This is a genomic window from Rhizobium sp. P1_E6 (genome assembly GCF_056405875.1).
In genome coordinates this window covers 33,291-56,666 of record NZ_JBFUBG010000018.1, presented here as the reverse complement: position 1 = coordinate 56,666, position 23,376 = coordinate 33,291, and the positions used below count along the sequence as shown (strand labels likewise).

At 60.8% G+C, this 23,376-nt stretch carries 20 protein-coding genes and 1 tRNA gene; 12 read left to right on the top strand and 9 right to left on the bottom strand.

Translation table 11 applies throughout. The features are described 5' to 3' along the window. The 7 genes from AC1D35_RS12150 to AC1D35_RS12120 form a co-directional block, all read right to left on the bottom strand. Window positions 1–1,785 (bottom strand): gamma-glutamyltransferase family protein, encoded by a 1,785-nt coding sequence (locus AC1D35_RS12150; RefSeq protein ID WP_113308677.1) that lies wholly within the window; start codon window positions 1,783–1,785, stop codon window positions 1–3. Between the two features lie 21 nt (window positions 1,786–1,806). After that, on the bottom strand, window positions 1,807–2,691 hold the full coding sequence (locus AC1D35_RS12145) for an ABC transporter permease (RefSeq protein ID WP_113308678.1): 885 nt from the start codon (window positions 2,689–2,691) through the stop codon (window positions 1,807–1,809). After that, window positions 2,688–3,635: an ABC transporter permease gene (locus AC1D35_RS12140; protein WP_113299578.1), complete on the bottom strand. Its 948-nt coding sequence runs from the start codon at window positions 3,633–3,635 to the stop codon at window positions 2,688–2,690. Before AC1D35_RS12140 ends, AC1D35_RS12145 begins: the two co-directional genes overlap by 4 nt. Window positions 3,636–3,698: 63 nt before the next feature. After that, window positions 3,699–5,207: an ABC transporter substrate-binding protein gene (locus AC1D35_RS12135; RefSeq protein WP_113308679.1), complete on the bottom strand. Its 1,509-nt coding sequence runs from the start codon at window positions 5,205–5,207 to the stop codon at window positions 3,699–3,701. An 81-nt stretch (window positions 5,208–5,288) separates the two neighbouring features. Further along, window positions 5,289–6,011 (bottom strand): FadR/GntR family transcriptional regulator, encoded by a 723-nt coding sequence (locus tag AC1D35_RS12130; RefSeq protein WP_113308680.1) that lies wholly within the window; start codon window positions 6,009–6,011, stop codon window positions 5,289–5,291. Between the two features lie 202 nt (window positions 6,012–6,213). After that, window positions 6,214–7,656: a M81 family metallopeptidase gene (locus tag AC1D35_RS12125; protein ID WP_113507245.1), complete on the bottom strand. Its 1,443-nt coding sequence runs from the start codon at window positions 7,654–7,656 to the stop codon at window positions 6,214–6,216. Between the two features lie 8 nt (window positions 7,657–7,664). Further along, window positions 7,665–8,798, bottom strand: a complete 1,134-nt coding sequence (locus AC1D35_RS12120) for an ROK family transcriptional regulator (protein WP_113299582.1) — start codon at window positions 8,796–8,798, stop codon at window positions 7,665–7,667. Window positions 8,799–8,935: 137 nt separating this feature from the next. On the opposite strand from AC1D35_RS12120, the gene AC1D35_RS12115 reads away from it, so the two are divergent. The 3 genes from AC1D35_RS12115 to AC1D35_RS12105 are packed head-to-tail and all read left to right on the top strand — an operon-like array spanning window position 8,936 to window position 12,336. After that, a complete protein-coding gene (locus AC1D35_RS12115; RefSeq protein ID WP_113308682.1) occupies window positions 8,936–10,486 on the top strand; it encodes an ABC transporter substrate-binding protein in 1,551 nt (516 codons plus the stop codon). A gap of 60 nt (window positions 10,487–10,546) precedes the next feature. Further along, window positions 10,547–11,467: an ABC transporter permease gene (locus tag AC1D35_RS12110; protein ID WP_113308683.1), complete on the top strand. Its 921-nt coding sequence runs from the start codon at window positions 10,547–10,549 to the stop codon at window positions 11,465–11,467. Beyond that, on the top strand, window positions 11,467–12,336 hold the full coding sequence (locus AC1D35_RS12105; protein ID WP_113308684.1) for an ABC transporter permease: 870 nt from the start codon (window positions 11,467–11,469) through the stop codon (window positions 12,334–12,336). Before AC1D35_RS12110 ends, AC1D35_RS12105 begins: the two co-directional genes overlap by 1 nt. 61 nt (window positions 12,337–12,397) lie before the next feature. On the opposite strand, the gene AC1D35_RS12100 is transcribed toward AC1D35_RS12105, so the two are convergent. After that, window positions 12,398–12,472 (bottom strand) — tRNA-Gly (locus AC1D35_RS12100). A 257-nt stretch (window positions 12,473–12,729) separates the two neighbouring features. On the opposite strand from AC1D35_RS12100, the gene AC1D35_RS12095 reads away from it, so the two are divergent. The 4 genes from AC1D35_RS12095 (at window position 12,730) to AC1D35_RS12080 (ending at window position 15,238) form a co-directional block, all read left to right on the top strand. After that, a complete protein-coding gene (locus tag AC1D35_RS12095) occupies window positions 12,730–13,239 on the top strand; it encodes a prolyl-tRNA synthetase associated domain-containing protein (protein ID WP_113308727.1) in 510 nt (169 codons plus the stop codon). 58 nt (window positions 13,240–13,297) lie between these two features. Continuing rightward, window positions 13,298–14,269, top strand: coding sequence for a thioredoxin (gene trxA / locus AC1D35_RS12090; RefSeq protein ID WP_113308685.1), 972 nt, complete (start codon window positions 13,298–13,300; stop codon window positions 14,267–14,269). A 101-nt stretch (window positions 14,270–14,370) separates the two neighbouring features. Next, window positions 14,371–15,042 carry an LON peptidase substrate-binding domain-containing protein gene (locus tag AC1D35_RS12085; RefSeq protein ID WP_113299587.1) on the top strand — a complete coding sequence of 224 codons (672 nt, stop codon included), beginning with the start codon at window positions 14,371–14,373 and terminating at the stop codon, window positions 15,040–15,042. 7 nt (window positions 15,043–15,049) lie between these two features. Beyond that, window positions 15,050–15,238 (top strand): Trm112 family protein, encoded by a 189-nt coding sequence (locus AC1D35_RS12080; protein WP_007814601.1) that lies wholly within the window; start codon window positions 15,050–15,052, stop codon window positions 15,236–15,238. 70 nt (window positions 15,239–15,308) lie between these two features. Here AC1D35_RS12080 and AC1D35_RS12075 read toward each other — a convergent pair whose 3' ends face one another. Next, window positions 15,309–16,523 (bottom strand): ubiquinone biosynthesis hydroxylase, encoded by a 1,215-nt coding sequence (locus tag AC1D35_RS12075; protein WP_113308686.1) that lies wholly within the window; start codon window positions 16,521–16,523, stop codon window positions 15,309–15,311. A gap of 85 nt (window positions 16,524–16,608) precedes the next feature. On the opposite strand from AC1D35_RS12075, the gene tesB reads away from it, so the two are divergent. From tesB to AC1D35_RS12050, 5 genes are all read left to right on the top strand, one after another. Continuing rightward, window positions 16,609–17,493, top strand: coding sequence for an acyl-CoA thioesterase II (tesB, locus tag AC1D35_RS12070; RefSeq protein ID WP_113308687.1), 885 nt, complete (start codon window positions 16,609–16,611; stop codon window positions 17,491–17,493). A gap of 213 nt (window positions 17,494–17,706) precedes the next feature. Beyond that, complete coding sequence (locus AC1D35_RS12065) at window positions 17,707–18,057, top strand: P-II family nitrogen regulator (RefSeq protein WP_007814595.1); 351 nt, start codon at window positions 17,707–17,709, stop codon at window positions 18,055–18,057. Between the two features lie 30 nt (window positions 18,058–18,087). After that, window positions 18,088–19,518 (top strand): ammonium transporter, encoded by a 1,431-nt coding sequence (locus tag AC1D35_RS12060; RefSeq protein ID WP_477938625.1) that lies wholly within the window; start codon window positions 18,088–18,090, stop codon window positions 19,516–19,518. A 237-nt stretch (window positions 19,519–19,755) separates the two neighbouring features. Further along, window positions 19,756–22,425: a DNA translocase FtsK gene (locus AC1D35_RS12055; RefSeq protein ID WP_113308688.1), complete on the top strand. Its 2,670-nt coding sequence runs from the start codon at window positions 19,756–19,758 to the stop codon at window positions 22,423–22,425. Between the two features lie 135 nt (window positions 22,426–22,560). Beyond that, window positions 22,561–23,235: an outer membrane lipoprotein carrier protein LolA gene (locus AC1D35_RS12050; protein WP_113299592.1), complete on the top strand. Its 675-nt coding sequence runs from the start codon at window positions 22,561–22,563 to the stop codon at window positions 23,233–23,235. Window positions 23,236–23,376: the final 141 nt, after the last annotated feature.

Below are 23,376 nucleotides of genomic sequence, written 5' to 3'. Positions count from 1 at the left end.
CTATCTCCCCACAGCATAGGCCTGCATGAGGCGTGGTGTGGCGGCTGCGCGCAGCAGTCCGTCGGCATCGCGGCGCGCGGCCGTCAGGCGGCCGATGGTCCAGGGCTCGGAGACCGTAAGGTCATGGCCACGGGCGCGCAGGCTGTCGAGCACGGCGGCGTTGAAATTGCCTTCCACCATCAGGCCACCCGGCTCACGCGTGCGCGGATAGAAGGAGCCGGGGAAATGCGAGGTGTGGAAGAGCGGCTGGTCGATCGCCGCCTGCAGGTTCATCTTGTGATGAACATAGCGCAGGAAGAAAGAAAGCTGCCATTGTTCCTGCTGGTCGCCGCCGGGCGTCCCGAAGGCGAGCGTCGGGCGGCCTTCGTAAAGGGCGAGCGAAGGCGTCAGCGTGGTGCGCGGGCGCTTGCCGGGGGCGAGCGAGGTCGGCAGACCTGGCTTCAGCCAGAACATCTGGGCGCGCGAATTCAGGCAGAAGCCAAGACCCGGAATGATCGGCGAAGACTGCAGCCAGCCGCCCGACGGCGTGACCGAGACCATGTTACCTTCGCGGTCGATGACGTCGATATGCACGGTATCGCCGCGTTTTTCCGTCAGATGCGCCATGGTCGGTTCGTAGACGGCGCCGGTCTTGGAATCTGCGCCGAGCATCTCCATGGTTACATCGTATTGCTGCTCGAAACCGGGCAGCTTTCCGGGACGCAGGTCGAAGGAGGCTTCGCCCGTTATGAGTTTGCGACGAGCGGTGGCGTAGGTATCCGACAGGAGATGGTCGAGTGGTACATCGGCGAAGTCGGGATCACCGTAATAGATTTCGCGATCGGCGAAGGCGAGCTTCATGGCTTCGGTGACGGTATGGACGAAATCGGCTCCATCCGGCTCCATCGAGGCGATGTCCATGCCCTTGAGGATCGACAGAGTCTGCAGGAAGACAGGACCCTGACCCCAGGGGCCGATCTTGGCGACAGTCCAGCCGTGATAGTCGTAGGTCTTCGGCTCTTCGATTGTTGCCGACCAGTTGGCCATGTCATCCGCGGTCAGCACCGCCTTGTGACGGCTGCCGGTCGCATCCATCACTTCGGCGGTCTTCAGATAGTTTGCGATCTTCTCGGCGACGAAGCCGCGATAGAAGGCGTCGCGGGCGGCGTCGATCTGTGCTTCGCGACCCTGCTTTGCTTCCGCCTCGGAAACAATGCGCTTCCAGGTCTCGGCCAGAACCGGGTTCTTGAAGTTGGAATTCGGTTCGGGAACGGAGCCGCCCGGAACCCAGGTCTGGTAGGACGTCGGCCATTCTTTTTCGAAGAACTCGGCGAGCCCGTTGATGGTGGCGGAAACGCGCGGCAGCAGCGGATGGCCGTTCTCGGCGTAGTAGATCGCAGGCTCCAGCACGTCGCGCACGCTTAGCCTGCCGTAGTCGCGCAGCATCAGCATCCAGCCATCGAAGGAGCCGGGAATGACGGTTGCGAGCAGACCGTCGCCGGGGATCAGTTTCATGCCTTCGGACGTGTAATGCTCGATGGTGGCGCCCGCCGGGGCGGGGCCCTGGGCGCAGATGACTTCGACCTTGTCCTTCTTCTTCGAATAGATGATCGCCGGCATGTCGCCGCCGGGGCCGACGAGATGCGGCTCAAGAATCTGCAAGGTAAAGCCGGTCGCAACTGCGGCATCGAACGCATTGCCGCCCTTTTCCAGGATGCTCATGCCGACGGCAGAGGCGATCCAATGCGTTGAGGTGACGACGCCGAATGTGCCCAGAATTTCGGGGCGGGTCGTGAATGCGGTCATTTCATATATCCTTTCGAAGAGTCATGCTTCGCGCGGATCGAGCGCATCGCGCAGGCCGTCGCCCAAGAGATTGAAACCGATAACGACGAGGAAGATGGCGATACCCGGCCACATCGCCATCCATGGTGCCTGGCTGAGGAAGTTCTTGGCAACGTTCAGCATCGAGCCCCAGCTCGGTGCCGGCGGCTGCTGGCCGAGGCCGAGGAAGGAGAGGCTGGCTTCGGCGATGATCGCGGTCGCAATCGTCAGTGTCGCCTGCACGAGGATCGGCGCGAGCACATTGGGCAGGATGTAGCGGGTGATGATGCTGAAGTGACGGAGCCCGACGGAGCGCGCACCTTCGATATATTCCTCGGTCTTCACAGCCAGCACCTGGCCGCGGGTCAGCCGCACGAAGATCGGCATGGCCGAAAGCCCGATCGCGATCATCGCATTGGTGAGGCTTGGGCCGAGGAAGGCGGCGAGGGCAATGGCGGTAATGAGGAAGGGCATCGCCAGGAAGGCTTCAGTGATGCGCGAGATCACCATGTCGATCCAACCGCCGAAATAGCCGGATACAAGGCCGAAGGGCACGCCGATGAGGACGGCGATCGCCACGGAAAAGACACCCGCCATCAAAGAGGCCTGAGCGCCCCAGATCATGCGAGAGAGGATATCGCGACCGAGGTCGTCTGTGCCGAACCAATGGGCGGCGGATGGCGCCTTGCGGATCGCCGACCAGCTCGTTGCGATCGGATCGGGAATCGGCAGAAGCGGTGCGATAATCGCAAGGATAGTGAAGAAGGCGATGATGGCGAGGCCGACGAGCGCGCCCTTGTTGGCTTTCAGCTTGCGCCACGCACGGTTCGGCGAACGTTGCTCGCTGGAGGCGACGGGTGCGGCTGCGACTTGATCGATTACGGTCATAACGAGGCCCTCATGCGCGGATTGAGGAGGACGTAAAGCACGTCGGCCACGAGGTTCATCAGGATGAAGCCGATCGCGGTGCATATGACGACGCCCTGGACGACGGCATAATCGCGGTTGAAGACGGCATCGACGATGAGTTTCCCGAAGCCGGGAATGGTGAAGATCTGCTCCGTGAGAACGGCGCCGGCGAGAAGCTCGCCAAACAGCAAGGCGGTCAGCGTTACGATGGGCAGGACGGCATTACGGAAGCTATGCTCCAGTACCACGGAGCTTTCCGAAAGCCCCTTGGCACGGGCGGTGCGGATATAGTCGGCGCTCAGGACGCTCAGCATGGCCGATCGGGTGTGGCGCATGAGCGTGGCGGCGAGTGCATTGCCGAGCACGAAGGAAGGCATCAACATGGTTTCGAGCGAACGTAGCGGATTCGAGAAGAAGGGTTCGTAGCCCGAGGCTGGGAGCCAGCCGAGATTTACGGAGACCAACAGGATCAGCATGATGCCGAGCCAGAAATTCGGGATCGAAAGGCCTGATAGTGCGATGATGTTGGCGATATAATCGATGGCAGTGTTCTTCTTGACCGCCGCCAGAATGCCCATGGGAACGCCGATCGCGAAGGCGAAGATCATCGACATGATGGCGAGCTGGATTGTGACCGGCAGCTTTTCGGCCACGAGTTCCAGAACCGGCTGGTTGGTGCGCAGGGAAATGCCGAGATCACCCTGAAGCGCAGAGCCCAGCCAGTAGAAGTACTGATAGGGGACTGGGTCGTTGAAGTGATATTTTTCGCGCAGGAATTCCAGCACCTGCGGGTCCCGCTCCTCGCCGGCCATGGCCAGAATCGGATCGCCGGGTAGAAGCTTCTGCAGCGAGAAGACGAAGACCGAAATGATCAGCAATGTTGGAATGGCGACCAGCAGCCGCTTGGCGATGTAACTGTACATGGGCGCTCCCGTAGCGTCGGGAGGACGCGGCAAAAGCTGCCGCGCCCTCAGAGACTTGGCGTATCAGCCTTCTTTTTTCACGCCGATCAGGCGAATCATGCCGTCAGGCGAGGGGATGAAGCCAGAAACATTCTTGTGGAATGCCCAGCTCCAGGACTGGTGACCGATGAAGGTGATCGGCAGGTCCGCGTTGAGGATCACAGCCGCCGCATCATACTTCTGCTTGCGCACGGAATCATCGGTGGATTGACGAGCCTCGCTCAGCAGCTTGTCGACATCGGGATTGCAGTACTTGCTGTCGTTCAGGCCGGCATTGCACGTGACGAACTGCTGAATGTTGCCGTCAGGATCGACGCGGCCAGACCAATCCGAGCGGCTGAGTTGGTAGTTGCCGGCGGTCTGCTCGTTGAGAAGGGTCGCAAATTCGGTCGCCTTCAGCGTTACGTCAAAGCCAGCCTCCGCGACCATCGACTGGATGATCTGCATCATCTGCATCGTGACCGGACCGTTCGCGACCATGATCTCTACGGGAACGCGATCGTAACCGGCTTCCTTCACGAGAGATTTGGCCTTTTCGACATCGCGGGCCGGGACCGGGATATCCTTATCGAACCAGGGGCTGCTCGGCGGGAACGGCTGGTTGCCGGCAACGGCCGTGCCGTCATAAACGATCTGCATGGCGGCTTCGCGGTCGATGGCCAGCGAGAAAGCCTGTCTCAGGCGCTTGTCCTTGCCGAGCGGATTGTCAGCGCGCGCACCGTTACCGACATTGGCGTAAATGCCGAGCCAGCCGGTATTGACGACATCGTTGTAGACGAGGTTCGAATCGGCTTTGATCGTCGCGGCGTCAGTTGCTGCGGGACGCTCGATCATGTCGAGATCGCCTGATTGCAGGTTAGCGAGGCGCACGGTCGTATCCGGGATCGGCAGGTAAGTGACCTTGTCGACGAAGACGTTGTCCTTGTTCCAGTAATCCTGGAACTTCTCGAGCACGATGCGATCCTGCTGGACGCGTTCGACAAATTTGAACGGGCCGGCGCAGACCGGATGGTCGCCGAACTTGGCGCCAAGTTCCTTCGCTGCCTTCGGCGAGACGATCATGCCGGCGCGGTCGGAAAGTTGGGCGAGAAGGGAGACGTCCGGGCTTTTCAGCGTGAACTTGACTTCGTATTCGCCGGTGGCCTCGACCTTGGCGACGGAGGCAAGCTCGCTCTTTCGACGGGATTCCGGCAGGGTGATGTTTCGCTCGATGGTAGCGACGACGGCCTCAGCGTTGAAAGGCGTCTCATCCTGAAATTTTACGCCCTGACGGAGCTTCATGGTGAGCTCCTTGCCATCGGCTGACCAGTTCCACTCGGTCGCAAGCTGCGGCACGATCTTCAAATCCGGCGAAACGTCGACCAGCTTGTCACACATCGCGGTATAAACGATGCGGCCCACGAATGAGCGCGACTGAGCCGGATCGAGCACATCAGCGTCGTCCTGCAGGCCGATCTTCAGGTCGACCGCGAAAGCCGGAAACGCAAACAGCGCTGCCGTTGCGGCGGTCGTTAATAATTTGGCGAATTTCATTCCATTCTCCTCTGTTATGTTGTTGTTTCACGCTGTCGTTGGAAGCCGGCGAGTTATGGCTCCGCAGGTCTTCCTTCGCGTTCAGCTGGCCTTCTCGGCGCCCGTTTCACCGTGATCCAGCGAGGTGATGCGGATGAGGCTCTCCTGCAGGGTCAGCAGATGCTGGCGCATGGCCTCGCCTGCCCTGGCCGGATCGCGCGCGGCAATGGCGTCGACGATGGCCTTGTGCTGGCCATGCGTGACTTCACGTGTGCGGCTTATGCTGCGGGCGCGCTCGCGGATCATCTGCCAGGCGGGGTCCTGGCGTACGCGATTGATGACGTCGAAAATCGTCAGGAAGAACTGGTTGCCCGCGCACTGCGCGATCTGTCGATGCAGCGTACCGTCCCACAACTCGCGACCATCAGCATCGGTGCTCTCGTAGATCTTCTCTACCAGATCGTACATGCGTTCGATCTCCGCCGCCTTGGCGCGCATGGCGGCAAGCTGGACGAGCTGCGGCTCGACGCGGAGACGCACCTCCATGATCTCCATGAAATCGGTTTCAGCGACGATGGAATCGACTTGACTGCTCCATTCGTCCGGCCGCTTGCCGGCGAAGGTGCCGGAGCCTTGCCGGCGCCATATGCGGTCTTCGGCTTCCAGCACTTCCAGTGCGCGGCGGATGGAGCGGCGGCTGACGCCGAGCATTTCGGAGAGGGTGCGTTCTGTCGGCAGCTTGCCGTCCGCGTCAAGACTATCCGATTGCAGGAGAGCTCTCAGCTTCTCCAGCGCATAGTTGGAATTGCCCTGCGTTTCGTCCATTGCCGCCCGAACCAATTTGATATTGGTTCAGTGCAAACCAAATTCGACCAATCGTCAAGCGCTTTTTTGTGCAGATAAATATCTGCCTGTTTTTTCGCCGTGCAGCATGGTTTTGCGGCAGATGCGAAGGCCGAATGCACGATTTCAAGCGACCAACGGCTTCATCCGGCGTGCCGAACCAAAACGTAATTGGTACGACGCTTCAGCGCTTGGCGGATCGTGCGGACGGGAAGGTCTGCGGTTCGAAGGCAAAGTCCTTGTCGAAGGGGTAGGTCGGATGCTGCTTGCGCAGGCGCGGCAGGCGCTCGACGAACTGGTCGACAACGCCGGCCGAAAGCGCCATCAGGCTCGGATTGGCGATCGGCGCAAGTTCCGGCGAGAGATAGCCGGACTTGACCACGATGATTTTGGCCGTCCGCGGATCGAGGCCGAGGCGGGTGAAATCGACGATGTTATGGTAGGGGCGGCGTTTGGCCGAAAGCACCAGATCGATGCCGCGAATGGAAACGACGGCTTGGCGGTCGGCAGTATCTGCGGTCTCGTGCAGGAACTTCACAGTAAAGCGTCCCGTCAACGGCTTGCTGCCCTTGGTATCGAGCGAGGCGCCGACCGTCAGCTCCAACGCAGCGCCCATACCGGCAGCATAGCAGGTGTCGGTGGCAGCCTTGTCCGCGATGCCGGCGAAGACCACGCCGGTGGCGCCCTTTGCAATCAGCTCGGCCAATACGTCGGCGCGATCGCCCACGCCGCCGCCAGTCGGATTGTCGCCGGATTCGGCAAGCACGACGGGGCCGGTAGGGCTGGCGATCGCCTTGGCGACGCACTCCTCGATCGAGCCGGTTTCGCAGCCGAAGATGAATTCTGCGCGCACCTCCCAATAGGCTTTTGCCAGACGTTTTGCCTCGCGCTCCAGAACCGCGCGGTCCGTGCCGGTCATGATGGCGGCAGCCGTGGCGCGGGGCTCGTCGGCCCAGACGTAGCCGACCATCAGCGAGGCATCCCAGACGCCGTCAAGCGTATCGATGCCGGGCAGTTCGGCATAGAGGCTCTTTGCCGGTTCATCGACGGTGCTGGTGCGTTCACCCGGCAGGACGACCGGGATCGGGGCCCACAGCAGGGTGGGCTTCACACCGGTCTTCAGGCTCTTCACCAGCATGGAGACCGAGCGGCGCATGGTTTCCTCGACATCGATATGGGGCGCGGTGCGATAGGTGGAGTACATGTCGAGCGCGTCGAGGATGCGCTGGGTGACGTTGCCGTGCAGGTCGTAACTTGCCGAAACCATGCAATCATCGCCGACGAGCGCGCGGGCCGCGCTGATCCAGTCGCCTTCCGCATCCTCCATGCCCTCGACATACATGGCGCCGTGCATGGCGAGATAGAGGCCGTCGAGCGGCAGAAGCGGTTTCAGGCGCTCGAGGAATTCGGCCTTGAAGGCCTCATAGGTGTGACGTGCGACCGGGCCGCCGGCAATCGCGCGGGCATGGATCGTCGGCAGGAATTCGGCATCGTAATCCCGAAGGAACGCAAAGTAGGGAGCGGCCAGCAGTTCCTCTCCGCGCACCACCCGGAAATCCTTCTCTTCGTTCAGGACGGGATTGTACGTGCTGCATTCGATGTGAATGCCACCGACGGCGATGCGCATGGGAAACCTCAGCTTATATTGGGACCAATCAGAAAATTATGGGCGGCGATGCTGGCAGCCCCCCGCGCCCAGACGTCGCTATCGACGCGGCGGGTGCGGATTGGCGTCTGGCCGGCATAACGCGGGAGAACATTGGCTTCGATCGCCTGTTGCACGACCGTGCCGAACAGGCCATCGAAGGAGCCATCGACGTGGGTGACGAGGATCATGCCGGGATCGTTCATCTGGATCAGATGCGAGATCGCCAGGCCGAGTGCTGCGCCGGCCTTGTGGATGATGGCGATCGCCTCGGCCGTGCCGTGCGAGGCTTCCTCTTCCAGTTCCGACAGCGAGGCGCATTTCAGGCCGGCGGTTCGCGCCATTTCCTTGATCGCCTTCATGGAAGCAATGGTATCCAGGCAGCCGCGCTTGCCACAGCGGCAGGGCGCGCCGCCCGGCTCTATCGTCGCATGGGCGATTTCGCCGGCGCCGCCATGATTGCCGCGATAGAGCCTGCCGTCGATGAAATGGGCGCAGCCGATGCCGTCTCCGAGTGAAACGACCGAGAAATTCGGCGTGTCGCGGGCAATGCCGAAGAGCTTCTCGCTGACGGCCACGGCCTTGGCGTCGTTCTCGATGAAGGTGTCGACGCCGCTCGCCTGACGGATGATATCGGCGAGCGGTACGTCCTGCCAGCCGAGCAGGGTGGACTGTACGCAGGTTGCCTGCTTTTCATCGACGAAGCCGGACAGCGCCACGCCGATGCCGGCAAGCTTCGAGCTTGCCTGCGGGTGGCCCTTCAGGATTTCCGGCAGGCAGTAGGCGATGGCATTGGCGATGACCTTGGGGTCGCGGGAATGGGGCAGCTGCTGACGGGCGATGATATTGCCGTTGAGGTCGCTGAGGATCATCGGCGCAGGATCTTCCAAAAGCGAGATGCCGATGAAGAAGGCGCATTCGGGTTTCAGGTCGAGCAGGACGGAGGGACGGCCCTGGCCGTAGACCGTTTCCGTTTCATGCAGCACGCCGCGCTCGATCAGCTCGCGGGCAATGCCGCTCATCGCCGCCTTGCTCAGCCCGATCGCGGCCGCAAGGTCGGTCCGGCTGAGGGGACCGGACTCGCTTATGACCCGCAGAAGCTCGCGCTGCGATGAGTTGAACATTCAATTCCTGACCCTGTTGCTTCTGATTTTGCCTTGACAATAAGTTCACAAAATGAACCAATCAATCAAAATAAATTACAAAAATTGATCAAGGCCGACCGAAAGGCGGCTTCAAGAATCAACAAGAGGGTGAACCAATGGAAATCATTCGCAAGAAATTTATTAGCACTCGCCAGTTTGCATTGAGCTGCGCCGTCGCCGGAGCGCTGTTTGTGCCGTTTTCTGCCTTCGCTTCCACGCTGACGGTCATGCAGACCGAAGCGCCGCGCTCGATGGATCCGGGCGATCAGACCGCGACGTTCACGGCCGCGGTTCTGGACCCGATGTATGAGGGGCTTCTCGCCCGCGCCAAAGGCCTTACTCTCCAGCCTGCGCTTGCTACGGAGTGGTCGAGCGACGATGCCGGCATCGTGTGGACCTTCAAGCTGCGCCAGGGCGTAAAATTCCATGACGGCACTCCGTTCGATGCCGATGCCGTGGTCAAGAACTTTACACGCCATCTCGACACCAAGCGCGGTCTTGCCGCCAGCGGCCGTCTGCGCACCTTCATCGACAGTGTCAGCGCTATCGATCCTTCCACGGTGCAGTTCAAGCTTAAAAAGCCTTATCCGGCCTTTCTCGCGCTCCTGACCACAGGCGCCTGCCTCATGGTCAGCCCGACCGCAGATGCTGCCGGCACGATCGGCAGCAAGGCAGTCGGCACCGGTCCCTACAAGCTGCAGGAATACAAGTCCGGCGAATATGTACTGGAAACGAAGAACACCGATTGGTGGGGAGGCGCCCCGAAAGGTGCCGACGAGATCAAGTGGACCTGGACGGCCGAGCCGTCGGTCATGAACATGGCGCTGCAGACGGGTGATGCCGATATCGTCAATCCGCTGCCGGCCGCCTTTGCCAAGCAGCTCGCGGCCAACTCGGACATGAAGGTCAACAAGTCGGATGGTTCGGCAGTGTTCTGGGTTTCGCTCAACACCAAGCTGAAGCCGCTCGACGATGTGCGTGTGCGCCAGGCTCTGAACTATGCGACCGACCGGGACGGCCTCGTCAAGGCGATCATGCAGGGCAATGCGACGCCGGCAAATTCGCCGTTGGCGCCGGTCACGCCCGGCTATGACAAGACGCTTGCGCCCTACACCTATGACGTCGACAAGGCGAAGAAGCTGCTCGCCGATGCCGGCTATCCCGATGGTTTCTCGATGACCACCATCGTGCAGGAGCCCGAGGCACGCATTGGCGAACTGCTGCAGGCCATGTGGGCGAAGGCCGGGGTGAAGCTTGACGTTCAGCGCATGGAAAGCGGTGTCTGGGCAAAGGCCGCCTTTGCTGATCCGGCCGGCAAGGCGGCTGCCAATACGGGTTCGGTGATCGCCTCCTGGTCTTCCGGCGTCAACGGCGCCGACTTGCAGTTCCGGCCGCTCTACTATTCGGCAAGTGCTTCGCCTGCCAGCGCCAATCTCGGCTTCTTCAACGATCCGAAGCTCGACGAGCTGATCGACAAGGCGGCCTCGACACTGGACGAGAAGGCGCGCAACGCGGTCTATGTCGATGCCCAAAAGGAGGTCAACGAGCAGGCGCCGCACGTTCTCCTCTATACGACGCAGGATCTCTATGCTGCCCGCAATAACGTGAAGGGTGCCTGGGTCATCCCGGGAGGCCAAGTCGTGGTCAAGGAAGCCACCAAGGACTGATGCGTATCCGGGCGGGCTGCGTATTGCGTCGTCCGTCCGATCACTGACAATGACGGTCCGATGAAAGCCTATCTTCTCAAGAAGCTGCTCGCGTTGCCGCTGATCCTGATCGGCGTGTCGCTGCTCATCTTCATCGCCATCCGCGCGCTTCCCGGTGATCCGGCCCGCATGATGGCCGGCCCCGAAGCCACGCAGGAAGCGGTCGATAATATGCGCGCCCGGCTGGGGCTCGACCGCAGCATCGCCGAACAATATGGTTCGTTTGCCTATGGCGCCGTCAGGGGCGATCTCGGCATGTCCCTCAAGTCGAAGCTGCCTGTCGTCGATGAAATCGCCGAGCGGATGCCCTTTACGCTCGGCCTTGCGATCACCGCCTATCTGCTGGCGATCGCCATCGGTGTCCCGGCCGGCATGATCGGCGCGATCTACCGGCATGGCTGGCCGGACCAGGCCGTGATGTTGCTTGCCATCGCCGGCGCTTCCATCGCCAATTTCTGGCTGGCGCTGATGGCGATGAATACGTTCTCCGTCAGTCTCGGTTGGTTGCCGCTTCTCGGCGCCACCTCATGGAAGAGCTTCATCCTGCCGTCGATCACGCTCGCGGTGCTGCCGATGGCTGTCATCGCCCGCATGACGCGCTCCAGCATGATCGAGGTGCTGGCGCAGGATTATATCCGCACGGCGCGGGCCAAGGGTGTGGCGCCTAGCTCAATCTATTGGAGCCATGCGCTGCGCAACGCGCTGATCCCGATCGTCACCATCGCCGGCCTGAATTTCGGCAGTCTGATCGGCGGCGCCGTCGTCACCGAATCGGTCTTCAACTGGCCGGGCATCGGTCGCCTGCTGGTCGATTCCGTGCGCTATCGCGACTATCCGGTCATTCAGGGTGTGACGCTGGTCGCTGTGACAGGCGTCGTCGTCATGAATTTCCTGGCGGAAATGATGATCGCTGCGCTCAACCCGAAGATAAGGTTCGACTGATGGCGGTGAGCGAAGCGGAAAAGGTTGCGACCGGCAGCAGCGGTATGCGCCGCGCCTTGCGCTGGCTTGCGACGCATAAGGGCATCACTATCGGCGGCGGGCTGATCGGCATCATCGTGCTGATGGCAATCTTTGCGCCGCTCGTCACCTCGGCCGATCCCTATTCTCAGGATCTGCTTTCGACCATGCTGGAACCATCCTGGGAGCACCCCTTCGGCACCGATGACAATGGCCGGGATATTTTCGCCCGCGTGCTCTACGGTGCTCGTATCTCGCTTTTAGAGGTCGTCCTCAGCGTCGGGCTCGCTGTCGTCGTCGGCGTGCCGCTCGGCATTGTCTCGGGCATGACCGGGCGCTATGTCGACCAGGCGATCATGTGGTGCATGGATATCCTCTTCGCCTTCCCGGGCATCGTGCTTGCCATCTTGATCGTCAGCGTGCTCGGCACCAGCCTGGTGAACCTGCTGATCGCCATCGCGATCTTTTCGGTGCCGGTCTATGCGCGGCTCAGCCGCAACCTGACGCTCGGCCTCAAGGCGATGGATTATGTCGAAGCGGCGATCTCGCTCGGCGTGTCGCGCCACCGAATCATGACGCATTACATCCTGCGCAACGCGATCGGCCCGATCATCGTGCAATCGACGCTGACGGCAGGCACGGTCATCCTCTCGGCCGCAAGTCTTTCCTTCCTCGGGCTCGGCGCGCAGCCGCCGCTTCCGGAATGGGGAGCGATGATGAGCGATGGCCGCAATTATCTCGGCCTCAACATCTATATGTCGCTCTTTCCGGGCCTTGCGATCATGGTCACCGTGCTCGGATTCAACATTCTCGGCGACGGCCTGCGCGACCTGCTCGATCCGCGGAAATAGCCAACGTGGGGCGTAGCGAGCCGCACTTTTCATTTAATCGGTTGGGAAAGTTTTGAGAAACTGGAGCGGGCGAAGGGATTCGAACCCTCGACCCCAACCTTGGCAAGGTTGTGCTCTACCCCTGAGCTACACCCGCTCAATCCACACAGGTCCGGGGTAGTAAGTAGCGGACCGTGGGCGCCACCTTGCGGCGACGGGCGCTATATCGCCCAAACGATTTTCAAATGCAACAGGGAAATGACGGAAAAACGAAGAAAAGTTCGGATGGCGGAGAACCGGCTTCGGAAACGCCGCGAATGCAGGGCAACGCGTCGGTCCTGAAGATTGCCAAGCTCGCGAGGCGGACTTAAGCAGACAGTCCAATCTGCCTTACTCTTGTCTGATGGAATGATGATGACCGAAAACAAGCCCAAGACTCGCCAGGATCTTCTCGCCTTTCTCGATGGCCTCGGCATCGCCCACAGTACCAAGGACCATGCGCCCGTCTTCACGGTAGCCGAATCGGCGGCGCTGCGGGACGAGATCCCCGGCGGACACACCAAGAACCTGTTCGTGAAGGACAAGAAAGATCGTTATTTCCTGCTGACCGTGGAGGAAAATGCCGTCGTCGACCTCAAGCAGGTCCATACCATCATCGGCGCTTCCGGACGCGTCTCTTTTGGCAAAGCCGAGAAGCTGATGGAATATCTTGGTGTCATTCCGGGCGCTGTGACCGCGCTCGGCGCGATCAACGATACCGGCAACAATGTCACCTTCGTGCTCGATGCGCATCTTATGCATGATGACATCATCAACTGCCATCCACTCTCCAACGACGCGACGACTTCGCTCGCCAGCGCCGATCTGATACGATTCATGGAAGCGACAGGGCATAAGCCGCTTGTCTTGAAAGTGACGTCCTGACATACGATTTTAGCGCTATCAGAGAGACGCCGGCAGATCGGCGCGGCGGGAGATATCTATGAGCGGCAGCGACAATCCCTATAACGGCTCCTTCGGCAACCAGATGTCGGCAACGGCAAGTTTCGGCACGACACCGCAGCCTGCGGTGGAGGGCGGCCATATCAAGGACACGACGACAGCGAATTTCACCAAGGATGTTCTGGAGGAATCGCGCAACCAGCCGGTGCTGGTCGATTTCTGGGCGCCCTGGTGCGGTCCGTGCAAGCAACTGACGCCGGTGCTTGAAAAGGTCGTCAACGAGGGGCAGGGCCGCGTCAAGCTGGTCAAGATGAATATCGACGATCATCCGTCGATCGCCGGCCAGCTCGGCATTCAGTCCATTCCCGCCGTCATCGCCTTTGTCAACGGCCGCCCGGCCGACGGCTTCATGGGTGCGGTGCCGGAAAGCCAGGTCCGCCAGTTCATCGATCGCCTTGCAGGTCCTGCAGGCGCCGATCAGGCTGCTGAGATCGAGGGGGTTCTCACCGAAGCTGGCGAGTTGCTTGCTGCCGGGAACATCAATGAAGCGGGACAGCTTTATGGTGCCGTCATGCAGGCCGATCCGGAAAACACCAAGGCGCTTGCCGGCGTGGCGGAGTGCTTGATTGTGGCTGGTCAGCATGGTGAGGCCCGCCAGATGCTGAGCGAGCTGCCGGAAGAGCTTGCCAAGGATACCGGCATTCAGGCGGTTCTGAAGAAGCTCGACCAAATCGAAGAAGCCCGCAAGCTCGGCGATCCGATCGCCCTGGAACGTGAGTTGGCTTTGAACCCCGATCATCATGAAGCGCGCCTGAAGCTTGCCAAGATCCTCAATGTCGAAGGTAAGCGCGATGAGGCAGCCGAGCATCTGCTCACCATCATGCGCAAGGACCGCACCTTCGATGATGACGGCGCCCGCCGCCAGCTCCTGCAGTTCTTCGAGGTCTGGGGTTTCAAGGATCCGGCGACGGTTTCGGCCCGCCGCAAGCTTTCCTCGATCCTGTTTTCCTGAGTTTGCACCTTCGCCCTTGCGTTTTCAGACAAGGGCACCACATTTCTCGTCAGGGCGGACGCGTTAGACGCGCCCGTCGCAAGAGTGCGGGACCAGTCTTCATGCAAGTGGGCAATGCCAGATACCTGAAGCCCGGCGATCTACCGGACGAAATTGCTGTTTTCCCCCTGACAGGTGCGCTTCTCCTGCCTGCCGGGCAGTTGCCTCTCAATATCTTCGAACCGCGTTATCTTGCGATGTTCGATGCTGCGCTCACCGGAAACCGTCTGATCGGCATGGTGCAGCCGGCGCACGGCGAACATGAGGACAAGGCGCATGCGCCGGAACTTGCAGCTGTCGGCTGCCTTGGCCGGATCACCTCCTATGCCGAAACCGGTGATGGGCGTTATATCGTCTCGCTGACGGGCGTATGCCGTTTCCGGCTGCTGGGGGAGCGATCGCACGGCCAGCCGTTCCGCACTTTCCGTATCGCGCCGTTCATATCGGACCTTTCGGCCGAAAACGAGGAGGATGCCGTCGACCGCAATGCGCTGCTGACGGCCTTCAAGGCCTATCTCGACGCCAACAAGCTGGAGGCGGACTGGGAGAGTGTGGAGCGCGCCAGCAACCTCACCCTCGTCAATTCGCTCGCCATGATGTCGCCCTTCGGCCCGGCCGAAAAGCAGGCGCTCCTTGAGGCACCCGACCTGAAGACCAGGGCGGAAACCCTGATCGCCATTACCGAAATCGTGCTCGCTCGCGTTTTCGGCGATTCCGACACCGTGTTGCAGTAGAGGCGCCGTGGACGAAAAGCTGAGCCGGGTCGATCCCAAACTTCTCGAACTTCTCGTCTGCCCGCTCACCAAGGGGCGGCTTTCCTATGACCGCGAGCATAATGAGCTGGTTTCGGAAAAGGCGCGGCTTGCCTATCCGATCAGGGACGGCATTCCGATCATGCTGGTTTCGGAAGCGCGCACGCTCGAGGACTGATTTCTAGAGAATTTCTTTGTTTTTATGCAATTCCAAAACCGCTGCACCCTTTGCTGGAATTGCTCTCATTTCAAATCGTTTCGCCTGAGAGCAGTCGCGGATTGTCCTTGGCTGTCGTTCCCGCAGCCTGGCCGATGAAGAAGGACTTCAGACCGGGCAGGCGATCGACGATGCCGAGGCCGAAGTCGCGGGCGATGCGGATTGGCGCCATATCGTTGGAAAAGAGCCGGTTCAGCACATCGGTCGTGACGCCCATGCGGAAGGTGTCGAAACGGCGCCAGCTCTGGTAGCGCTCGAGAATGTTGATGGCGCCGATATCCAGGCCGAGGCGATCGGCTTCCACGATGGTTTCGGCAAGTGCCGCCACATCCTTGAAGCCGAGATTGAGGCCCTGGCCGGAAATCGGATGGATGCCGTGTGCGGCATCGCCGGCAAGCGCGAAGCGCGGTGCGACGAAGGAGCGGGCGAGTGTCAGGCCAAGCGGAAAGGCGCGCTTGTCGCCGACGACCTTGAGAGTGCCGAGCTTGTGGCCGAAGCGGCGCTCCAGTTCCTCCTCGAAAACCAGATCGTCGGCGGCAACGAGCCTGTTGGCATCGTTCGTCCGCTCGGTCCAGACCAGCGATGACCGGTTGTTGCGTAGCGGCAGGATGGCGAAGGGGCCGGAGGGCAGGAAGTGCTCTTCGGCACAGCCATTGTGCGGGCGCTCATGCTCGACGGTTGTGACGATGCCGGACTGACCATAATCCCAGGTGACGGTCTTGATGCCGGCAAAGTCGCGCAGCCTGGAGCGCACGCCGTCGCAGGCAACCAGCAGGCGCGATTGCAGCGTGCTGCCGTCGGACAGGCTGACCTCGATATTGGTATCACCGGTCGTCAGGCCCGTGGCGCTGAGGCCGTGGCGGATCTCGATGCCGAGCCGTTCGCAGACGCCGCGCAGCGCGCCGACCATGACGACATTGGGGATCATGTGGGCAAACGGCCGGCCCTCGGCCACTTCACCGTTGAAGGTCAGGAAAATCGGACGGACGGGATCGGACATCTTGGAGTCGGTGACGATCATCTTGGTGATCGGCTGGGCCTCCGGCTCGATCTCGGCCCAGATGCCGAAGACCTCAAGCATCTTCGTTGCAGCGGCGATGATGGCGGAGGCGCGCATGTCTTTCTGCCAGACATGTTCGGGTGCGGCTTCGACGACGGCGACGTCAAGGTGAGGTGCAGCCTGCTTGACCGCCACTGCCACGGACAGGCCGACATAACCTCCGCCCACAACCAGCAAATCCAGCATCATCCGCTCCTGTTACTTTCTACGATCAGATGCGATCTATATAGATCATCACACTGCCACTTCCTACCGCCGGGAGCCGAACAAAATGACGGAGCAAACGGACAAGCCCACCGCTATGGAAACGTTGATTTCGACGCTCGATATCGAGCCGATCGAGGTCGATATCTTCCGAGGCCGCAGCCCGCAGGTCGGCTGGCAGCGGGTGTTCGGCGGACAGGTGATCGCGCAGGCGCTGATGGCGGCTCACCGGACCGTCGATGACGAACGTTTCATTCACTCTCTGCATGCCTATTTCATGCGTCCTGGCGATCCCTCCGTGCCGATCATCTATCAGGTCGAGCGTATCCGCGACGGATCGAGCTTCAATACGCGCCGGGCCGTCGCGATCCAGCACGGCAGGGCGATCTTTGCGCTGTCGGCCTCGTTCCAGGTGGAAGAGGCGGGCTTCGATCACCAGATCCCCATGCCATCAGTGCCGATGCCGGAAACGCTGCTCGGCGAACAGCAGATCAAGGAACAGTACCTCGCCCATGCGCCGGCGGCAGTGCGCAAATATTGGGAGCGCGAAAGGCCGATCGAAATCAGGCCGATCTCGCTCAAGCACTATTTCACCCGCGAGAAGCTCGAGCCGCGTCAGGATGTCTGGGTTCGCGCCACCGGTCCCGTGCCGGACAGCCGGCTTTATCAGGCTGCCGTACTTGCCTATCTCTCAGACATGACGCTGCTCGACGCGTCGCTGCATGCCCATGGAACGTCCATCTTCGATCAGAATTTGCAGGTCGCAAGCCTTGACCACGCGATGTGGTTTCACAGGCCGGACAAGCTCGACGACTGGCTGCTCTACACGCAGGACAGTCCATCAGCCTCAGGCGCCCGAGGACTGACCCGTGGCAGCCTGTTTACGCGATCCGGTGCGCTGATCGCGTCGGTGGCGCAGGAGGGCCTGATTCGGAAAAAGGCAAATGAATAAATAGTAGGCATCTTTATAAATTTGCGCATTATTTGTGCGCTTATTGGCCCATCATCTGCCTGTTTATTGGCGTTCCCAATTATAATCTTTATATTTCAATAACTTATAGACTGTCACGAATCTGGCACGTCCTTTGAATGTCTATCGCCGGTCGCTGTTGAAGAAACAGTCAGCGGCAAGGAGAGTCGGCTCCGCGCCGAGGGATAACGAAGGATGGGAAACCAGATGAAAATTGTGATGGCCATTATCAAGCCGTTCAAGCTCGATGAGGTCCGCGAGGCCCTCACGGCGATCGGTATTCAGGGCCTGACCGTAACCGAAGTGAAGGGCTACGGTCGTCAGAAGGGACACACTGAAATCTATCGCGGTACTGAATATGCAGTCAGCTTCCTGCCGAAGCTCAAGATCGAAATCGCGGTCGCATCCGAAATCGTCGACAAGGCGGTAGAGGCCATCGCAGCATCTGCCAAGACCGGCCAGATCGGCGACGGCAAAATCTTCGTCTACTCGATCGACCATGCCGTGCGCATCCGTACGGGCGAAACCGATTCAGAAGCGCTGTAAAAAGAACGGCAGATCAAGGAGCTATTTCCAATGTCAATTTCGAAGTTTTCCTCTAACCTGACGCGACTTGGCGCGCTTTCCGCCGCTCTGCTGGCGCCGGTCGTTGCCTTCGCGCAGGAAGCCGCCCCGGCAGCTGCCGATGCTGCAGCCGCCGCTCCAGCCATGACGATGGATAAGGGCGACAACACCTGGATGCTCATTTCCACGGTGCTCGTTCTCCTGATGACCATCCCGGGCCTGGCGCTGTTCTACGGCGGCCTCGTCCGCGCCAAGAACATGCTGTCGGTTCTCATGCAGGTCTTCATGATCACGGCCGTCGTCATGATCATCTGGGTCACCTACGGCTATTCGCTCGCCTTCACGGATGGCGGCTCGCTGAACAGCTTCGTCGGCGGCTTCTCCAAGGCTTTCCTTGCCGGTGTGACGCCGTCTTCGCTCGTCGAGACCTTCTCCAAGGGCGTGGCCATTCCGGAACTCACCTACATCTGCTTCCAGATGACCTTCGCCTGCATCACGCCGGCCCTGATCGTCGGCGCCTTTGCCGAGCGTATCAAGTTCTCGGCCGTCATGCTCTTCGTCGTCCTTTGGGTCACCTTCGTCTACTTCCCGATGGCGCACATGGTCTGGTTCTGGGGCGGCCCGAGCGCCTATAGCGGCCCGTCCGGTCTCATCTTCTCCCTCGGCGCGATCGACTTCGCAGGCGGTACGGTCGTTCACATCAATGCCGGTGTCGCCGGCCTGATCGGCGCCATCATGCTCGGCAAGCGCACGGGCTATAAGAAGGAAATCATGGCTCCCCACTCCATGACCCTGACGATGGTGGGTGCCTCGCTTCTCTGGGTCGGCTGGTTCGGCTTCAACGCCGGCTCCAACCTCGAAGCCAACGGCTATGCATCGCTCGCAATGATCAACACCTTCGTCGCAACGGCTGCTGCCGCTGTTTCCTGGTGCATCGTTGAAAGCTTCACCCGCGGCAAGGCTTCCATGCTCGGTGCCGCTTCGGGTGCCGTTGCCGGTCTCGTTGCCGTTACCCCGGCTGCCGGTTTCGCCGGGCCGATGGGTTCGATCGTTCTCGGTCTCCTCGTCTCACCGGTCTGCTACTTCTTCGTCGACGTCGTGAAGAACAAGTTCAACTATGACGACTCGCTCGATGTCTTCGGCGTCCATTGCATTGGCGGTATCTTTGGCGCCATCGGCACCGGCAGTCTCGTCAACCCGGCTCTCGGCGGCGCTGGTATCGTCGACTATTCGACGCCCGACTTCGCAGCCACTTATCTGGGCACGGGTGCACAGGTCTTCAATCAGCTCAAGGGCGTACTGATCACGATCGCCTGGTCGGGCATCGGCTCGGCGATCCTCTACAAGATCGTCGACGTCGTCATCGGCCTGCGCGTTCCGGTCGAAGCCGAGCGCGAAGGTCTCGACCTCGCAACGCACGGCGAAGCCGCTTACCACTCCTGATCACAGGGTTTGCGGCGCCCGGCACAAGGGCGCCGCTGAACAGCCCGTCGCGGCCTATCCAACAATAAGCCGCTCTTGGCCCGGACCTTCCAAGGTTCGGGCTTTTTTCTTTTTAGCGATCCGCCATATGCATGGTTAACATCGCTTTAACCCCGCTCTGATTAGGTGGAGCGGACGCATTTGGCGCGGCGAAGTATTGGCGATTCGCGTGCCCTCAGGCATTGGACGGGTTAGAACATGGCAAGAAGCACGTCGCCGGCAATGGATGGCCGTCCTGACCGGTTCTCCTTCTCGGCATTCATGCTGCGGCAGATCCAGGCTCTCATCGGCTTTGCGATCTTCCTGCTCTTAGCGCTCGCGGTTGCAGCACTTGCGACCTGGAACGTCACCGATCCCAGCTATTCCTACGCTACCGGCAACCTGCCGACCAATGTACTCGGTTCTAGTGGTGCTGCCTTTGCCGACGTCGCCATGCAATTCCTGGGTTTGGCAAGCGTCGTTGGGATGCTGCCGATCGTTGCCTGGGCGCTGGCGTTGATTTCCGGCCGCCGCATCAGCCGCATTCCGGCGCGCGCCGGAGCCTGGCTTGCCGGCACAGTGTTTTCCTCCGCCGTCATCGGCTGTTTCCCGCCTCCGCTCACCTGGCCGATCCCGAACGGCATCGGCGGCGTTATCGGCGACATGATCCTGCGTTTTCCTGCACTCTTCGTCGGCGCTTATCCGACAGGTGTCTTCGCCACCGCCGTCGGCTGTATCTTCGCCGTTCCGACCGCGTGGATGATGCTCTTTGCTGCCGGCATCGTCGGCCGCACCGAGCTCGATGAGGAGGACGAAGAAGAGGAATATGTCGATACCCGCAGCAAAGTGCGTGTCGTCGGCGATGAGGACGAGGACGATGACGGATCCCGCTGGATGGCCTTTAGCGGCGCCATGACGCATGCCTGGTACATGAACCAGGCGCGTTTCCGAAGGCTTTTCGGTATGGGACCGCGTAAGCGCCGCCAGAGCGATTTCGAATCGCCCTATGATTTCAACGACGACGAATTCGGTACGCTGAACGAGCCGGTGCGCGCCAAGCCCGCAGCGCGGGGCGAACGGATGGATCCCTCCATGGACCCGCGCGCCGCATCTGGCCGCCGGGTCGTCTCGGCTCCCTCCGTCTCGCTCAACGACGATGACGATGAGGACGACGATCCGCCGTTCGACACCGATATGCCGCCGCGTCCGGCCGATATCCTGCCGGACGACGACGATGACTGGACGATTCGCGCGCCGGCAAAATCGGCCGGTAAACCCGAACCGCGCGTTATTCCCGCCTCGGCCCGTCCGAAGCCCGGCGCCCGCGTCGAACGCGAGGCGCAGGGTTCGTTCATCCGGCCGGAAGGTTTTCAGCTTCCGTCCATGCATCTGCTCGCGGAACCCAAGAATGTGGTGCGCGATTCCACGCTCTCGGCCGATGCCTTGGAGCAGAATGCCCGCATGCTGGAAGGCGTTCTGGAGGATTTTGGCGTCAAGGGCGAGATCATCCACGTCCGGCCGGGCCCGGTTGTCACGCTCTACGAGTTGGAGCCGGCTCCCGGCATCAAGTCTTCCCGTGTCATCGGCCTTGCCGACGATATCGCCCGCTCGATGAGCGCGATCGCCGCCCGCGTCGCCGTTGTGCCGGGCCGTAACGCAATCGGTATCGAATTGCCGAACCAAACGCGCGAAACCGTCTATCTGCGTGAACTGATAGGGTCACGCGACTTCGAAGGCTCCAAGGCGAAGCTCGCGATGGCGCTTGGCAAGACGATCGGCGGCGAAGCCGTCATCGCCGATCTCGCGAAGATGCCGCATCTGCTGGTGGCCGGTACCACCGGTTCCGGTAAATCCGTTGCCATCAATACTATGATCCTGTCTCTGCTCTACCGCATGACGCCGGAGCAATGCCGACTGATCATGATCGACCCGAAGATGCTGGAACTCTCCGTCTATGACGGCATTCCGCACCTGCTCTCGCCTGTCGTGACCGATCCGAAGAAGGCTGTCGTGGCGCTCAAGTGGACCGTCCGCGAGATGGAAGAGCGCTACAAGAAGATGTCGAAGATCGGCGTGCGCAACATCGATGGCTTCAACACGCGCGTCGAGCAGGCGCTTGCCAAGGGCGACACGATCTCGCGCACCGTGCAGACCGGCTTCGACCGGCAGACGGGCGAAGCGGTCTACGAGACAGAGGAATTCGACCTGCAGCCGATGCCCTATATCGTCGTCATCATCGACGAAATGGCCGACCTGATGATGGTCGCCGGCAAGGATATCGAAGGCGCCGTGCAGCGCCTTGCGCAGATGGCGCGCGCCGCAGGTATCCATGTCATCATGGCAACGCAGCGTCCGTCGGTCGATGTCATCACGGGCACGATCAAGGCAAACTTCCCGACCCGTATCTCCTTCCAGGTGACCTCGAAGATCGACAGCCGTACGATCCTTGGCGAGCAGGGTGCAGAACAGCTGCTCGGCATGGGCGACATGCTCTATATGGCAGGTGGCGGCCGCATCCAGCGCGTCCACGGCCCGTTCGTGTCAGACGTCGAGGTCGAAGAAATCGTCTCCTACCTGAAGACGCAGGGTTCGCCGCAATATCTCGATGCCATCACTGCCGATGACGACGAGGATGGCGAGTATGGCGGCGGTCCAGCCGGCACGGCAAATCTTGCCGATTCAGAGGATCCCTACGATCAGGCGGTCGCCATCGTCCTGCGGGACGGCAAGGCATCCACTTCCTATGTCCAGCGCAGGCTGGGCATCGGCTACAACCGCGCTGCCTCGCTTGTTGAACGCATGGAGCAGGAGGGCATCATCGGCCCTGCCAACCATGCCGGCAAACGCGAAATCCTCGTGCCGACCGACGGAGATATCCTCGACCGCTGACGACGGAAAATTTGACGGCGCAACCCATCCGATGGAAACCCCGGGGCATGTAATCCGTTACCTTTCACCGGGCAATGGCGGCGCCTTGAAGACGCCGCCTTTCGGCGGCATTCAGATTGCATACAGGAGGTTCACATGACCAACTCCGCATCCATCTTTTCCGGCCTGCCGGTAACCCGCCGCGAGGTCCTTGGCGTCTTTGCCGCTGCCGCCGTTGCAAGCGCCGTTCCGTTTCCCGCTTTCGCCCAGGCGGCAGCCCCTGCCGCCAACAGCGTCACGGCACAGGCCATTGCCGATCATTTCTCCGCTGTCGCCACCATGCAGGGCGAATTCGTGCAATTTGGCCCGCGCGGCGAACAGACGGGCGGCAAGTTCTTTATCCAGCGCCCGGGCAAGCTGCGTTTCAACTATGACGATCCGTCGCCCATGCGCGTCATCGCCGACGGGAGAAACGTTGCCATCGGCAATGTGAAACTGAAGACCTGGGATCTTTATCCGCTCTCCAAGACGCCACTCAGCCTGCTGCTTGCTCCCCATATCGATCTCTCCGCCGGCATGGTGAAGGGCGTAAAGGAAGAGTCGGATCTGACGACGATTTCGCTCGGCAACAATACGGTGTTCGGCAACTCGACCATCACTATGATGTTTGACCCGAAGACCTATGACCTGCGTCAATGGACGATCACTGACAATCAGGGCAAGGATACGTCCGTGATGATCTTCAACGTCAAGACCGGCATGGCCTTCGAGGATCGCGTCTTCCGCGTGCCCTATGAGGATATCAAAGGCACTTCGGCAAACCGCGACTAAAGCGCTGTGCGTCCATTCTCCATTCGGACGCACAGAGCGCTCTACCTCTTCTAAGCCTGATGCTGTGACGCTTTTCAGTTGATCGCCGGCCGGTTTTGTCTGCGACCGGTTTTCTCGTTACCGCCTTTGCTCTAAAGCCTT

Coding starts and splice junctions, on each gene's coding strand:
- AC1D35_RS12140 (WP_113299578.1), bottom strand. CDS start 3,635: ATGTACAGTTACATCGCCAAGCGGCTGCTGGTCGCCATTCCAACATTG.
- AC1D35_RS12130 (WP_113308680.1), bottom strand. CDS start 6,011: ATGGACGAAACGCAGGGCAATTCCAACTATGCGCTGGAGAAGCTGAGA.
- AC1D35_RS12055 (WP_113308688.1), top strand. CDS start 19,756: ATGGCAAGAAGCACGTCGCCGGCAATGGATGGCCGTCCTGACCGGTTC.
- AC1D35_RS12095 (WP_113308727.1), top strand. CDS start 12,730: ATGACCGAAAACAAGCCCAAGACTCGCCAGGATCTTCTCGCCTTTCTC.
- AC1D35_RS12075 (WP_113308686.1), bottom strand. CDS start 16,523: ATGCTGGATTTGCTGGTTGTGGGCGGAGGTTATGTCGGCCTGTCCGTG.
- AC1D35_RS12105 (WP_113308684.1), top strand. CDS start 11,467: ATGGCGGTGAGCGAAGCGGAAAAGGTTGCGACCGGCAGCAGCGGTATG.
- AC1D35_RS12085 (WP_113299587.1), top strand. CDS start 14,371: ATGCAAGTGGGCAATGCCAGATACCTGAAGCCCGGCGATCTACCGGAC.
- AC1D35_RS12145 (WP_113308678.1), bottom strand. CDS start 2,691: ATGACCGTAATCGATCAAGTCGCAGCCGCACCCGTCGCCTCCAGCGAG.
- AC1D35_RS12065 (WP_007814595.1), top strand. CDS start 17,707: ATGGGAAACCAGATGAAAATTGTGATGGCCATTATCAAGCCGTTCAAG.
- AC1D35_RS12115 (WP_113308682.1), top strand. CDS start 8,936: ATGGAAATCATTCGCAAGAAATTTATTAGCACTCGCCAGTTTGCATTG.
- AC1D35_RS12110 (WP_113308683.1), top strand. CDS start 10,547: ATGAAAGCCTATCTTCTCAAGAAGCTGCTCGCGTTGCCGCTGATCCTG.
- AC1D35_RS12050 (WP_113299592.1), top strand. CDS start 22,561: ATGACCAACTCCGCATCCATCTTTTCCGGCCTGCCGGTAACCCGCCGC.
- AC1D35_RS12125 (WP_113507245.1), bottom strand. CDS start 7,656: ATGCGCATCGCCGTCGGTGGCATTCACATCGAATGCAGCACGTACAAT.
- AC1D35_RS12150 (WP_113308677.1), bottom strand. CDS start 1,785: ATGACCGCATTCACGACCCGCCCCGAAATTCTGGGCACATTCGGCGTC.
- trxA (WP_113308685.1), top strand. CDS start 13,298: ATGAGCGGCAGCGACAATCCCTATAACGGCTCCTTCGGCAACCAGATG.
- AC1D35_RS12120 (WP_113299582.1), bottom strand. CDS start 8,798: ATGTTCAACTCATCGCAGCGCGAGCTTCTGCGGGTCATAAGCGAGTCC.
- tesB (WP_113308687.1), top strand. CDS start 16,609: ATGACGGAGCAAACGGACAAGCCCACCGCTATGGAAACGTTGATTTCG.
- AC1D35_RS12060 (WP_477938625.1), top strand. CDS start 18,088: ATGTCAATTTCGAAGTTTTCCTCTAACCTGACGCGACTTGGCGCGCTT.
- AC1D35_RS12135 (WP_113308679.1), bottom strand. CDS start 5,207: ATGAAATTCGCCAAATTATTAACGACCGCCGCAACGGCAGCGCTGTTT.